This window comes from Nocardia sp. NPDC049935, from assembly GCF_055586645.1.
The window spans coordinates 201,909-215,380 of sequence record NZ_JBVJHV010000003.1 but is presented as its reverse complement, the minus strand read 5'-3'; the positions used below and the strand labels follow the sequence as shown (position 1 = coordinate 215,380).

The window sequence follows — 13,472 nt, the reverse complement described above, 5'->3', positions numbered from 1 at the left end:
ACCTTAAGCAATCTCGGCGGACTCGACAACCTATTTTCTACCTGCGGTTTTGCGCAGATCTCGAAAACGGTGTGGCGCTACCGTCCGGACGTCGCGCGGCGGCGGGACCGGATGATCGCCAAAACCTCCGCGCCGTACTGCCGGACCTTGCTCTCGGTGACCCCGAGCGCGGCGAGGCCGGCCTCGTCCTCGGGAAGTTGCTCGGCGATTGCGGTGAGCGTATTCACACCCAGGATGCCCCGGGGATCAACGGCGAGTTCGGCCGCCTTCTCCCGGCGCCAATCCTGCAGCGCGCTCAGCAGTTCCGTATCGGGTTGTCCCGCACAGCCTTTACAGCGACGCAGCAACAAGGTCTCCGGTTCGAGCAGGGCCCGCCCGCAGACACGGCAGACGGGGCGGCTCGTATCGGCGGGCCGGGGCGCGGTCGTGATGCGGGACGCGGGGGAGTTCTCGGGCACCAGTCCGCCGAGGAAACGTGAGCGGCGCCGAGCCCGGCGATCCCCGTCGCCGCGCGACAGCGCCCAGGACAGCAGCAGATGGGTCCGGGCGCGGGTCACCCCGACGTAGAGCAGCCGGCGCTCCTCCTCCAGCGCGGCCGGATCGGCGACCGATCCGTCGCCGTTGAGGGCATAGGAGATCGGCAGCGCCCCGTCGGTGAGCCCCACCAGGAACACCGCATCCCACTCCAGGCCCTTGGCGGCGTGCAGCGAGGCCAGGGTCACCCCTTGCACGGTCGGTGGATGCCGCGATTCGGCCCGGAGGGCGAGTTCGCGCAGCAGACCGGCGAGATCCAGGCCGGGTTCGTGCTCCACCAGTTCCTCGGTGAGCCGGACGAGCGCGATCAGCGATTCCCAGCGTTGCCGGGCCTGCGTGCCGGCCGGGGCGGAGTTGGTGAGACCGATCGCTGCGAGGGCGGCCCGGACCAGCGTGACGAGGTTGCCACCGGTTCGCGCGGGGTCGGGCAGATCGTCGCGCGCGGTGGCCTTGCGCAGTTCCTGGACCGCCTGGCGCACCTCCGGCCGCTGGAAGAAACCCTCGCCGCCCCGGACCTGATACGCGATACCGCGTTCGGTCAGGGCCTGCTCGTAGGCCTCGGAGTGCGCGTTGATCCGGTACAGCACGGCGATCTCGGCGGCCGGGGTGCCGTCCGCGATCAACTGCTCGATCCGCCGCGCGATATCGGCCGCTTCCCCCGCGAGCTGTTCGTACTCGGCGAACTCGGGTTCCGGCCCGTCCGGGCGCTGGCCCACCAGTTGCAGCCGGGTGCCGGCGATGCGACCGTGTGCCATACCGATCACCCGGTTGGCGAGGCCGACGATCTGCGGGGTCGACCGGTAGTCGCGTTCCAGCCGCACCACGGTGGCTTCCGGGAAGCGCCGTGAGAAGTCCAGCAGGTGGGCGGGGCTCGCGCCGGTGAACGAGTAGATGGTCTGGTTGGCGTCGCCGACGACGGTGAGATCGTCGCGATCGCCCAGCCAGGCGTCGAGCACCCGCTGCTGCAGCGGGGTCACGTCCTGGTACTCGTCGACGACGAAACAGCGATACCGCTCGCGGAACACGTCCGCCACCGCCGGATAGTCCTCGAGCGCGGCGGCGGTGTGCAGCAGCAGATCGTCGAAGTCCAGCAGCAGACCCTCGGGGGTGTTCTTGAGCGATTCGTAGGCCGCGTAGACCTCGCCGATCCGGGCGGCGGGGAAGGGGGTGTCGCGACGGTGCCCGGCCGCGGCGGTCGCGTAGTCCTCGGGCGCGATCAGCGAGGATTTGGCCCATTCGATTTCACTCAGCAGGTCTTTGACGCTGTCGGTCCCCGACGCCAGACCCACGCGCTGCGCGGCCCGGGTCACCACCGGGAACTTGCCGTCCAGCATCCGCCACGGCACCTCGCCCACCACCTGCGGCCAGAAGTAGCGCAGCTGCCGCAGCGCCGCGGCGTGGAAGGTGCGGGCCTGGACCGTCGACGCGGCGTCGCCCAGCCCGAGCGCACGCAACCGGCCGCGCAGTTCGCCCGCCGCCCGGGCGGTGAAGGTGACCGCCAGCACTTGGTCGGCGCGGACCTGACCGGCCGCGACCAGGTGGGCGATGCGGTAGGTGATGGTCCGTGTCTTCCCGGTGCCCGCCCCGGCGAGCACACACACCGGTCCGCGGGGAGCGCGGACGGCGGCGGCCTGCTCGGGATCCAGCGCGGAGAGATCGAGTGCGGCCACGGGCTCCATTGTGCACAGCGTGCCCCGCGCCTCCCCGGGGCACCGCGCGCCACGCTCCCGGGGCATGTGTTCCGGCCGGGCTTGCCTGCCGCGGCGGTCCCGGAACACGCGCGAGGGCGGATGCGTTGCTCTCTGCGTGACTGAAGCGACACCGGATCTGACCATGTACTCGACCACCTGGTGCGGTTACTGCCGCCGGCTGAAGACACAGCTGAAGGAGGCCGGGATCACCTACGCGGAGATCGATATCGAGGACGATCCCGCCTCGGCCGAGTTCGTCGGCAGTGTGAACAACGGCAACCACGTGGTGCCGACCCTGAAGTTCGCCGACGGTTCGACCGCGACCAATCCGTCCCTGGCCGAGGTGAAGCAGGTGCTCGCCCGGCTGGGCTGAGCCCGCGTGACCGGGCCCGACCGGACCCGGGCCCGGATCCGGTCGGCGCGGTATCGCCGGGGAGCGGCGGATGCCGCGGCGCGCCCCGCGCGTCCCTGTCCCGCATCACGCGGGTCCGGATGGCTAGTGTTGACCGGGTGAATCGTCGGATCATCACGCTCTTGGTCGCTCTGGTTCCGGTGGTGTTGTTCGGTGTGATCGGCAGCGTGGCCACCGTGCCGTTCGTGGCGCTCGGTCCCGGCCCCACCGTCGATACGCTGGGCGAAGTCGACGGGGAGGATGTCGTGGAGGTGACCGGGGCCGAGGTCGACCGCACCTCCGGGCATCTCAATATGACCACCGTCGCGGTACGCGACGGCCTGACCCTGTTCGAGGCGCTCGGTTTCTGGGTGAGCGGCCGCCACGGCATCGTGCCGCGCGCCGAGGTCTATCCGCCGGATGTCTCGCGCGAGGAAGTCGATCGGTCCAACGAGCAGGAGTTCACGAACTCCGAGAGCAATGCCGAGGTCGCGGCGATGCATCAGCTGAACCTGCCGACCGCGGTCCTGGTGCACGAGGTCTCCGACCAGGGGCCCTCCCACGAGGTGCTGCGCCCCGGCGATCAGCTGGTCAGCGTGAACGGTAAACCGGTCGCCACCACTCAGGACGTGGTCACCGAGGTGTCGAGCCGGGCCCCGGGGACGGTGATCGGCGTGGTGTACCGGCGCGACGGCGCCGAGCAGACCGCGAACATCGCCCTCGCCGCGCGCCCCGACGACCCGGCCAAGGGCTATCTCGGCCTGACCCCCACCGAATCGGCGGCGCCGCCGATGGAGATCACCTTCAACCTCGCCGATATCGGCGGACCCTCGGCCGGGCTGATGTTCAGCCTGGCGCTGGTCGAGAAACTGAGCCCCGGGGATCTGGACAGCGGTTCGTTCGTGGCCGGTACCGGCAGTATCGACGAGGACGGCAAGGTCGGCGCCATCGGCGGCATCCAGTACAAGATGATGGCCGCCCGGGAAGCGGGCGCCGAGACCTTCCTGGTGCCCGCGGGTAACTGCAACGAGGCGAGTCAGCGGATCCCCGACGGGTTGCGGCTGGTCCGGGTGGAGACGCTGGCGGGCGCGGTACAGGCACTCGAGGATCTGGGCGCCGGCCGGGAAGCGCCGGCCTGCGGCTAGTCGCCGGATTCCTCCAGGGTGTGGCGCAACGCCTCCACCAGGTTCGGGGCGAGGTTCGGGTGCGTGCGCAGTTCGAGCCGGTCCTCGGGCTCGTCGTCCGCGGGCCGGAGTTGCATGAGGCACAGGGTGTCTCCGGTGCGCAGTGCGGCGGCGAAGAGCCGGGCGTCACGGCGTTCCGGATGGGCTTCGGCCGCGGCCCGGCCCGCGGCATCGGCCGCGTCGGCGTCGGCCAGTAGCGGCGTGAGGGCCTCGTCGAGATCGTTTTCCGCGTCCGGCGGCAGCACCACGATCTCCTGGACCAGGACACACCCGGCCACCGCGGGCGGCCAGCTCGTGGTCGCCAGGAATTCGTCCAGCGCGACCGTTCCACCGTCGGCCACGTCCTCCGGCAGTGGGTCCTGAGCGATCGGTGTCAGTTCGTCGGCGGTGTCGACCTGATCGATCAGCGCGGGTTCGGCGGCCACCAGATCGGCCGTGCGCACCAGCGCGAACATCTGCGGAGATCTCCCCCAGCCCTCGGCGTCCACGAACTCCGCGACCTCGTGGACGGAACGGGCAAGGACGATTTCGGCATGCAGATCGGCGCTCACCCGACCATCCTCGCATCCGGCGCCGCGACACCGCCCCAACCCTGCGGTCGCGTACATGTCCGTTTTCCGTAAAGTGGGCGCAGAGGGTCCGTACGGACCCCGACCGCAACAATTCGGACTGCGGCGCGGCGGCCGGTGGCGCTACCGGGTCGCCCGCCGCCGGACCCTGGAGAGTGGCATCGTGGGCATGCGCCCCCCCGCCGGATTACCCTCGCTGTCCCGGCGCAGCCGCCTGCTGCTGGTGGGCGCGGTGGTGCTGGCCGCACTGCTGTTGGTTGGTCCCCGGCTCGTCGACACCTATACGAACTGGCTGTGGTTCGGGGAGGTCGATTTCCGGGGCGTCTACCTCACCGTGCTCCTGACCCGGGTCGCGGTCTTCGCGATCGTCGCGCTGGTCGTCGGCGCGATCGTATGGCTGGCACTATTGCTGGCCTACCGGTCCCGGCCGGTGTTCGTACCGACCTCAGGCGCCGGTGATCCCATCGCCCGGTACCGGACCACCGTGCTCGGCAAACTGAAGCTGTTCGGGCTGGGGATCCCGGTGCTGCTCGGTGTGCTCTCCGGGCTGGTGGCCCAGTCGAACTGGGTGACGGTGCAGTTGTTCCTGCACGGCGGGTCGTTCGGGCGCACGGATCCGCAGTTCGGCCTCGACGTCGGTTTCTACGCCTTCGATCTGCCGTTCTACCGGATGGTGCTGAACTGGTTGTTCGTCGCCATCGTGATCGCGTTCTTCGCGAACCTGGTGACGCACTACATCTTCGGCGGCCTGCGGCTGACCGGTCGCGAGGGTGTGCTCACCACCCCGGCGCGCGTGCAGCTGGCGGTTATCGCGGGGTTGTTCGTGCTGCTGAAGGCCGTCGCCTACTGGTTCGACCGGTACCAGCTGCTGATGAGCAACCGGAAGGAACCGACCTTCAACGGCGGTTCGTTCACCGATATCAACGCGGTGCTGCCGGCCAAGCTGATCCTGATGTCGATCGCGATCATCTGCGCGCTGGCGTTCTTCGCCGGGATCGTGCTGCGCGATCTGCGCGTGCCCGCGATGGCCGCGGCCCTGCTGGTGCTGTCGTCGGTCCTCGTCGGGGCGGTCTGGCCGCTGATGGTCGAGCAGTTCTCCGTGCGGCCGAACGCCGCGGAGAAGGAGAGCGAATACATCGAACGCAATATCGACGCGACCCGGCACGCGTACGGGATCACCGACGACAAGATCGAGTACATCGATTACAAGGGCGAGAGCAGCAAGAACCCGGTGAACGTGCCGGTCGATCACGCGACCATCGCCAACGCCCGGCTGCTGGATCCCAACATCCTGTCCCCGACGTTCACCCAGCTGCGTCAGCTCAAGAACTTCTACGGGTTCCCCGACACGCTCGATATCGACCGGTACTCGCTCAACGGCCAGATCCAGGACTACATCGTCGCCGCGCGCGAACTGTCGCCGGCGACCCTGAGCGGTAACCAGACCGACTGGATCAACAAGCACACCGTCTACACCCACGGCAACGGTTTCGTCGCCGCGCCGGCCAACCGGGTGAACCGGCCGCAGTCCGAGGACCCCAACGCCGCGGGCGGCAGCAGTGATTCCGGATATCCGATCTTCCTGGTCAGCGATCTGTTCACGCCCAAGGATCAGCAGCGGATCCCGGTGGACCAGCCGCGTATCTACTACGGCGAGCTGATCTCGCAGTCCGACCCCGATTACGCCATCGTCGGCGCGCAGGAGGGCCAGACACCGCGCGAATACGACACCGACCAGGCGCGCTTCACCTACGACGGCAGCGGCGGCGTCCCGATCGGCAACTGGTTCAACCGGCTGGCCTTCGCGGCCAAGTACGCCGAGCGCAACATCCTGTTCTCGTCGGCGATCGGCGACGATTCGAAGATCCTCTACAACCGGTCGCCGCGCGACCGGGTGCAGAAGGTCGCGCCCTGGCTCACCACCGACGGCAACGCGTACCCGGCGGTGGTGGACGGCCGGATCAAGTGGATCGTCGACGCCTACACCACCTTGGACAACTACCCCTACGCGCAGACCACCTCGCTGGAGGGTGCGGTCGAGGACAGTATCGACCAGCGCACCGGCCGGTTGCTGCCGCGTAAAGAGGTCAGCTATATCCGCAACTCGGTGAAGGCCACCGTCGACGCCTACGACGGCACCGTCCAGCTCTACGAGACCGATCCCAGCGATCCGGTCCTGCAGGCGTGGCGTGGTGTGTTCCCGGACGCGGTGACCCCCGAGAGCGAGATCAGCCCCGAGCTGCGCGAGCACTTCCGCTATCCGGAGGATCTGTTCAAGGTCCAGCGCGAGATGCTCACCAAGTATCACGTGGATGATCCGCGCGAGTTCTTCACCAACAACGCGTTCTGGTCGGTGCCCGCCGATCCGACCGTGGAGGGGGTGTCGGCGAGTCAGCCGCCCTACTACGTACTGCTGGGCGATCCGGAGACCGGTAAGCCGGTGTTCAACCTGACCAGTGCCATGGTCGGCTACAACCGGCAGTTCCTCTCGTCCTATATCTCGGTGCGTTCCGATCCCGACGGGTACGGGAAGTTCAGAATCCTGCAGCTACCGACCGATACCCAGACCCAGGGTCCACAGCAGACCCAGAACACGATGACGACGGCGCCGCAGGTCTCGCAGGAGAAGACCCTGCTGTCGAACTCGAACAAGATCAGATACGGCAATCTGCTGACCCTGCCGGTCGCCGACGGCGGCATCCTGTACGTCGAACCCTTCTACAACGAGCGCAATACCGGCCAGAACACGGCCACCTTCCCGCAGCTGCTGCGGGTGCTGGTCAGCTATCGCGATCAGGCCGGCAGTGTGAAGGTCGGGTACGGGTCCACGCTGGCCGATGCGCTGAACCAGGTGCTCCCCGGTTCGGGCGCGCTGGCGACGCCGTCGGGCGGTGATCCGGCGACGAGACCGAGTCCGGGCGCCGCGCCGCCGCAGACCGAACCCGAGGAGCCTCGGGACCAGGGCGCCGCGGGCAACGGGACGCCGCCCCCCACGGCCGGTACCGGATCGGCCGCGCAGGCCGCGGCGGCGGCGGAGCTCGATCGCAAGATCGAGGAGGTCCGCGCCGCCATGCGGACCGGGAACTTCGAGGAGTTCGGGCAGGCGCTCGACGAGCTCGAGGCCGCCGTGAAGGCCTACCAGGACGCCGGTAGGTAAACGGCCGGGTGGCCCGGGCCGGTCACCGACGACGAAAGAGGCGCTGTCATCCACTGGATGACAGCGCCTCTTCGTGTGCGCGGGCTACCGGCGGCAGACGCCGGAGCGGGTCACAGGTACGAGCCGCACACCGGCCACGCGCCGGGGCCCTGGGTGTCGAGAACGTTCTCGGCGACGCGGATCTGCTCCTCGCGGCTGGCGTTGGCGGCGCTGCCGCTACCACCGTTGGCCTCCCAGGTGCTCTGGGTGAACTGCAGGCCGCCGTAGAAGCCGTTGCCGGTATTGGTGGACCAGTTGCCGCTGCTCTCGCACTGGGCAACAGCGTCCCAGTTGCCCGAGTCGGCAGAAGCGGTGGCGGTGGAAAGACCGAACGGTACGGCAACGAGTGCTCCGGCGATAGCGGTCAGGCCGAGGGCGCGGGTGCTGAACTTTCGGGTCTTGGTCATATGCGAATCCCTCCCTGTGCCCACCGGCAGCGCGATCGAGGCTTGCGTGCCCCTGTCCCCAGGTGATGTGTCGGGGTTTGATCCGAACCGTGGGACAGGGTTGCCGGTGTTCTCCGGTTCGGTCCGGCCCGTCCCGGTCTGGTCGGGGCCTGGGAACGACGGTAACGAAGAAATCTCGTCAGATCACGTATCGATAACTATCGATAAGTCGATTGGTGCGAACCGGGAATATCTGGAAAACTGCTGGTCATATCCGGAATTTCTCCTACCCAACTCGCGCCGTGACAACACCGAAATGTGAGCGGGATCACTCTAATTTCGTAATTCGTGTCACGCGTATCGCGGTAGAGAAACGTGGCAATCGCTCCGTTAACGTTCTGAAGCCGTTCGCGGCGGCCGTGGCGTGACGAGGTTGCCGGGTTCTCGCGGAAGGGGGTCACGGAGGGGCGCGCGGACCGGTCGGCGAATGGGTCGAATCGATCGAGAAAGTGCCTCTGATCGGGCGATTTGGCGATGCGCGGAAGGCGTGTGTAATGTTGTGTTCACCCAACGCGGGGTGGAGCAGCTCGGTAGCTCGCTGGGCTCATAACCCAGAGGTCGCAGGTTCAAATCCTGTCCCCGCTACTACGAGAAGGCCCCGGAGATTATCTCCGGGGCCTTTCTCTTTCTCTCGAACAGCTCGTCGCCCACGCCGGCGTATCGGCGCCCGTTGTGGGCCGCCATGCGACAGCTCTCTCGACGAAGGGTGAGCTTCCGGGGGCCTCGGTTGCCCCCATTCCCTGTCTCCCGCCGGTCCGGTGCGTGAGTACGGTCCGGCGTGATCGAGGGGCGGCGGCCTCCCCCATCCCGTCGTTCGGGGTTCCGCGGGGCGCCGGGCCGGGCTCGGTCCGCCTCGCCGGGCCCGGCCGGAAACCGTTGGCGCATAGGGCAAATATATAGCAACTTTCGGTGGCGGCACCTGATCGCGCTCGACTTCGTGGGTTCAGATCTCTGATTCCATGTCGAAAACCGGCTCCGAGCAGGTCGATTGGACGCCGTATACATATCGGCTACCGAATTGCATTCATGTAATTCGCGTAGGCGTTCCGTAATAGACAGTGGACACCGGGAGACGGCCGTTCCACGGGTCGGAGGAACCGGCAAGGGGTGGAAGCGCTTCCGTGATCGGCGGTCCGGGCCGTGGCCGCGCGGGGCGGGTCCGGCCCGGGTGGGAGTCCTGGGCGTGGCCGGGCGAGAACCGCGGCCTCGCCCGGACGATGATTCAGGCCGTCGCACTGGACACCGGGTGTCGCGATCGGAAGGATGGCGTGCCATGCCCTCGAATTTCATGCTGAAGGCCACCAACGCGGCACATCGGGCGCTGCTGCGGATCAGCTTCGGCCGGTTGGGAACCGAGTTCTACGGGATGCCGGCCCTCGAGCTCACGACGATCGGGCGCAGATCCGGGCGTCCGCGGTCGGTGATGCTGACCGCGCCGATCGTGGACGGTGGCGAGTACATCGTCGTCGCGTCCCGCGCGGGCGATCCGACCCATCCCGCGTGGTACTGGAACCTGCGTGACAATCCCGCGGTCGAGATCGCGTTTCCGGACGGACGGCGTATGCCCATGACGGCCTCCGTGCTGTCCGCGCAGGAACGGGCGCCGCTGTGGACCCGTATCGTCGCCGACTATCCCGTCTACGGCGACTACCAGAAGCGCACCACCCGGGAGATCCCGCTCGTCCGGCTCGCTCCGCGCGCCGGATAGACGCCGGGGCCCACCCGCGCCCGGCGTCGAGTTCTGTTTCTATACCGGCCGGAAAGCGAGGATCGCCGCCCGGCGCCGGGATCCGGCCGGTACACGACCGAGGGTCAGGCGTTGCGGGTGAGGGTCGGGGGAGCCGGTTCGGGCTCTCCGGCCGGTACCGGGTCGGTCATGATGTCGCGCCACCAGGAATCCAGCCGGCTCGGTTCGGGCCAGATCACGGGGGCGTGCTCGGAGTTCAGTTCCACGTCGTGCTCCTCGGGGCCGGTGTTGTCGGGCATCCTTGCCTCCTGTGCGCGTGGTCACCGGCGGATCACCGCGTGCACAGCACGCCGCCTCGAATGCGCCACCGAAACCGGTTCGCCGGGAATTCCCGCGACCGAGCAACGTGGTGGCGGCAGTTCGCCGGACCCGCCCGGTACCAATCTGCCGCAATTCTAGCCTTTTTCGATCGGACTGCCCACAGATTCGTAATCCGGTGAAATCTATGATTTATACGGGGCGCCCGTCATCCACTGCGCGGTATGCTGGATGAGTCTGTGCGAGAACAGGTTCCGGGTCCGTAACGCCGCTCTCCCGGGCCGGTGTCGACAAAACGACCGGTTTGTAGAATGTGCCGAATGTATTACGCACTGTACGCGCGAAATCTTGAATTAATGCCGGTGTAAATGTTCTTTCATTTGCTCGTGCATTCGGCCGGTACCATGTGAAATCCCGATGAAGAGACGGCCGGCCGCCGGGACCGCGCGTCGTGGCGGCCTCGCTGAGTACACTGCCGGACATGTCGGTGGCGTCGTCGCGGTCGCGGGTACCGGGTGCGGTGAACGGCTACGAGGCGCGCTGGGAACAGCACAATACCGCGCGCCGTCAGCACATCCTGCGGGCCGCGGTCGACCTGCTGGAGGAGAAGCCGCCGGGGGCGGATATTCCGGTGCGTGAGATCGCGGCCCGCGCGGGGGTCGCCAAATCCGTGGTCTACCGCCAGTTCGGCGGCCGGGAGGATCTGGATCGCAGGATCCGGTCGTATCTGATCGACGATCTCGGAGCGATTCTGGACGCGCAGCTGGATGTCTCGTCGGGATCGGTGCGCGAGATCATCACCCGGACCGTGCGCGCGGTGGCGGACTGGATGGGCGACCATCCCAACCTGACCGCGTTCGCGCGTACCGGCCCGCCGGCCGATGGGCCGGATGCCATCGACGCGATAAGCAGTCTCAAATCGCGGATCACGGACCGGTCCCGGGAACTGATCGAGGCGATCGCCCGGATCGTGGGCGTCGATGCCGCGGCGCTGGAACCGGTGCCCTTCGCCGTGGTGACCATGGTCGAGGGGGTGCTGGCGGCCTGGGTCGCCGAGCCGGTGCCGAGGCGCGCCCGCGCGGAGATGGTCGCCGAGCTGTCCGCCTATTCCTGGTACGTCCTCGACGGCGCGGCGCGCGCGCTGGGGGTGGAGGTGGATCCCGACCGGGAACTGGCCGAGGTGATCGCCGGGCTCGACGCCGCGAACTGACGCGGCCGCCCGGGGCCGGGCCGAACTTCATCGGTCGGCCCGGCGTACCGGGTCAGGCCACGGCGGGCCGCACCCGGCGTTCCGGTTCGCTGCGGTAGCGCGAGCGGTCACCGTCGATTCCCAATGCCTTCCACAGCCGGGTGGTGACCGGATTCATCAGTCCGAGCTCGTCGGCGAGGGTGCGCATATCCCCGAAATAGCCGGCCAGGATCCGCCGCGAGTGCGGACTGCGCCAGAAGGCCTCCTTGATGACCTCGCGGGGGATATCGAAACGGCGCGCGAATTCCGGGGGTGGCGCCATGATCTCGCCCGCCAGCCAGCGCAGCGCCAGCGGGAAGGTGGCCCCGCAGATCGCGGTGGGGACCGGGCCCAGTTTGGCGATATGGGCCCGCAGGAATTCGCCCGCGAAGGAGATGTGCCGGGCCTCCTCGGCGATATGGATTTCCATCGTCCGCACCACCAGCGGCGGCAGGTTCGCGCCGTTGCGGATCATCGCTTTCTGGTAGTGATCGATCGGTTCTTCGCCGCCCAGGATCCCGAGGAAGAGCACGACATGCGCATAACCGCCGGCCACTCCGATGAACGGCGAGAGGGCGCGGAAGATCGGCCGCATCCCCGGAACATCGTCACCGATGCGGTTGACCAGTTCCTGGAACATCTGGATGTGATTGCACTCTTCGGTCATCTCGTGCAGGCAGTAACGGAACTCCGGGGAGCCGTTCGGCAGTTTCGCGATGTACTGCATCATCCCGCGGATCAGGACCGTTTCGAAGGCCGCGCCCACCTTGATGGCATTCGCGATCCGCCAGCGCCCGATCTCGATCTGCTTGCCGACCGGTAGTTCGCGGTACCAGCGAGTGGCGCCTAGTGGGTCGTAGTCGGGGGACAGCACCCAGCGTGGATCGTCCCGGTCGAGGGCGAGTTCGGGGGAATCCCACTCGATATCGAGATACGGGTCGAAGCGGCGGTGCACGGAGCCCTCCGACAGCGTTTCCAGCATCTCGCGGTACCGGGCGTCCAGTTTCGGCGCCCGCGGCAGAGTCGACGGCGTCATCGGTGCCTCCTCGTGCGGTATGGCGTACATCTCTCTGTTCCGAATTTACCGGTACTCGAGGTCTCAGTAAATAGCGGGCGGCCGGGTGACACCCGATCGTGCTGTACGCGGCGGCGCGGGCCGCCGGATGACTCCGGATACCGGCAAGCGGGTCAGGAGGTGACCGTGTCGGTGTGCACGCGGATGGTCTCCAGGGTCGCGCGGGACGGATGGAAATCGAGGATCAGCAGCGCCGGTCCGGCCGGGAGATCGGCGCTGACGGTTACCGAGCGACCGGCCGCCAAGGTCTTGCCCTGGCGCAGGCCGCGAGCGCGGGTGGCGAACTCTGCCGTGGAAATCGCCGCACCCGACCACAGCAGTACGGTCTCGCGGCTGCCGGCCAGGGCGTCGAGTGCCGCCTGATCGCCGGCGGTGGCGGCCGCACACAGGCGCTGCGCGATCCGCTTACCCGTGCGTCCGATACCGGTGCACGCCTGCGCCATCCCGGTCAGCCCGCGCACGCCCTGGTTGCGCAGCAGCAGCGCGCCGAGCCGGGTGCCCGCGCGCAGCCCGGGGAGTCCGGTTCCCATGAGCTGCCCGATCATCGGCAGCAGCTCCCAGTAGGCGGCCAGATGGCCGATACGCAGTCGCCCGTCCTCTTCGGTGACCTCGTAGCGCAGATGCATCGGGACCCGTACCCGGGCGCCGCTCGCCATGGTGATGGTGATGGAGAGATCGCGCAGGACCGTCGCCGGCCCGGTGAAATCGTGGGCGACGTCGAAGACGATCTCGTTCGGCGCGATGAAGGTGTCGTAGAACCGGGCGATCGCGTCGTATCCGGTATGCGGCGCCGAGCCGACCGGGTCGTTGACCACCGCGTTCCGGGTGAACAGGCCCACCCAGGCGTCCCGATCGTGCGCGGCCACCGCGCGAGGTGAGGCCAGTACGGCGTCGCGCAACTGGGTGGCGGTCGGGTCCAACGGCACGATGGCTCCTTCGGGTTTCCGGATTCGGCGCCCATAGTAGAACAGGTTCTACCGGTCGCCGCTGCCTGCCGACCTGCCTGCTTGTGAAAATGTCGGTGGTGTGCGGCATCATCTGTGCACGCAGCTATTCGACGAAACAGTGAGATTGCCCGGAGTGCGCCATGCCGTCGCGAACACCTTCGAACGCGAAGCCGAAACCTCTGTCCGACAACGACCTCGAGCAGATC

General features: G+C 67.9%; 11 protein-coding genes and 1 tRNA gene. 6 read left to right on the top strand and 6 right to left on the bottom strand.

The annotated features are described in order from the left end of the window. Window positions 1–77: 77 nt before the first annotated feature. On the bottom strand, window positions 78–2,213 hold the full coding sequence (locus ACZ6SF_RS13960) for an ATP-dependent DNA helicase UvrD2 (protein ID WP_466062484.1): 2,136 nt from the start codon (window positions 2,211–2,213) through the stop codon (window positions 78–80). Between the two features lie 154 nt (window positions 2,214–2,367). Between ACZ6SF_RS13960 and ACZ6SF_RS13955 the strand changes: the two genes are divergently transcribed. After that, window positions 2,368–2,598: a mycoredoxin gene (locus tag ACZ6SF_RS13955; protein ID WP_466062977.1), complete on the top strand. Its 231-nt coding sequence runs from the start codon at window positions 2,368–2,370 to the stop codon at window positions 2,596–2,598. A gap of 137 nt (window positions 2,599–2,735) precedes the next feature. Beyond that, complete coding sequence (locus ACZ6SF_RS13950; protein ID WP_466062483.1) at window positions 2,736–3,761, top strand: YlbL family protein; 1,026 nt, start codon at window positions 2,736–2,738, stop codon at window positions 3,759–3,761. On the opposite strand, the gene ACZ6SF_RS13945 is transcribed toward ACZ6SF_RS13950, so the two are convergent. Beyond that, a complete protein-coding gene (locus ACZ6SF_RS13945; protein ID WP_466062481.1) occupies window positions 3,758–4,351 on the bottom strand; it encodes a PPA1309 family protein in 594 nt (197 codons plus the stop codon). The two genes, ACZ6SF_RS13950 and ACZ6SF_RS13945, sit on opposite strands and share 4 nt — an antisense overlap. A 181-nt stretch (window positions 4,352–4,532) precedes the next feature. Between ACZ6SF_RS13945 and ACZ6SF_RS13940 the strand changes: the two genes are divergently transcribed. Next, window positions 4,533–7,526, top strand: coding sequence for a UPF0182 family protein (locus ACZ6SF_RS13940; protein WP_466062480.1), 2,994 nt, complete (start codon window positions 4,533–4,535; stop codon window positions 7,524–7,526). A gap of 110 nt (window positions 7,527–7,636) precedes the next feature. On the opposite strand, the gene ACZ6SF_RS13935 is transcribed toward ACZ6SF_RS13940, so the two are convergent. Continuing rightward, window positions 7,637–7,972, bottom strand: a complete 336-nt coding sequence (locus tag ACZ6SF_RS13935; RefSeq protein WP_466062479.1) for a transglycosylase family protein — start codon at window positions 7,970–7,972, stop codon at window positions 7,637–7,639. A gap of 550 nt (window positions 7,973–8,522) precedes the next feature. Here ACZ6SF_RS13935 and ACZ6SF_RS13930 point away from each other — a divergent pair. Beyond that, window positions 8,523–8,596, top strand: a tRNA-Met gene (locus ACZ6SF_RS13930). A gap of 688 nt (window positions 8,597–9,284) precedes the next feature. Beyond that, complete coding sequence (locus ACZ6SF_RS13925; protein ID WP_466062478.1) at window positions 9,285–9,719, top strand: nitroreductase/quinone reductase family protein; 435 nt, start codon at window positions 9,285–9,287, stop codon at window positions 9,717–9,719. Window positions 9,720–9,823: 104 nt separating this feature from the next. Here the strand turns inward: ACZ6SF_RS13925 and ACZ6SF_RS13920 are convergent, their stop codons facing one another. Further along, window positions 9,824–9,997: a hypothetical protein gene (locus ACZ6SF_RS13920; protein WP_466062477.1), complete on the bottom strand. Its 174-nt coding sequence runs from the start codon at window positions 9,995–9,997 to the stop codon at window positions 9,824–9,826. Between the two features lie 491 nt (window positions 9,998–10,488). Between ACZ6SF_RS13920 and ACZ6SF_RS13915 the strand changes: the two genes are divergently transcribed. Then, window positions 10,489–11,226 carry a TetR/AcrR family transcriptional regulator gene (locus ACZ6SF_RS13915; protein WP_466062976.1) on the top strand — a complete coding sequence of 246 codons (738 nt, stop codon included), beginning with the start codon at window positions 10,489–10,491 and terminating at the stop codon, window positions 11,224–11,226. Between the two features lie 52 nt (window positions 11,227–11,278). On the opposite strand, the gene ACZ6SF_RS13910 is transcribed toward ACZ6SF_RS13915, so the two are convergent. Then, window positions 11,279–12,280, bottom strand: coding sequence for an AurF N-oxygenase family protein (locus ACZ6SF_RS13910; protein ID WP_466062476.1), 1,002 nt, complete (start codon window positions 12,278–12,280; stop codon window positions 11,279–11,281). Between the two features lie 152 nt (window positions 12,281–12,432). Beyond that, window positions 12,433–13,245 (bottom strand): nuclear transport factor 2 family protein, encoded by an 813-nt coding sequence (locus tag ACZ6SF_RS13905; RefSeq protein WP_466062475.1) that lies wholly within the window; start codon window positions 13,243–13,245, stop codon window positions 12,433–12,435. Between the last annotated feature and the right edge of the window lie 227 nt (window positions 13,246–13,472).

What these genes read in the sequence shown, in the direction of transcription:
- ACZ6SF_RS13960 (WP_466062484.1), bottom strand. Translation starts at nt 2,213, where the DNA reads ATGGAGCCCGTGGCCGCACTCGATCTCTCCGCGCTGGATCCCGAGCAG.
- ACZ6SF_RS13935 (WP_466062479.1), bottom strand. Translation starts at nt 7,972, where the DNA reads ATGACCAAGACCCGAAAGTTCAGCACCCGCGCCCTCGGCCTGACCGCT.
- ACZ6SF_RS13910 (WP_466062476.1), bottom strand. Translation starts at nt 12,280, where the DNA reads ATGACGCCGTCGACTCTGCCGCGGGCGCCGAAACTGGACGCCCGGTAC.
- ACZ6SF_RS13925 (WP_466062478.1), top strand. Translation starts at nt 9,285, where the DNA reads ATGCCCTCGAATTTCATGCTGAAGGCCACCAACGCGGCACATCGGGCG.
- ACZ6SF_RS13920 (WP_466062477.1), bottom strand. Translation starts at nt 9,997, where the DNA reads ATGCCCGACAACACCGGCCCCGAGGAGCACGACGTGGAACTGAACTCC.
- ACZ6SF_RS13955 (WP_466062977.1), top strand. Translation starts at nt 2,368, where the DNA reads ATGTACTCGACCACCTGGTGCGGTTACTGCCGCCGGCTGAAGACACAG.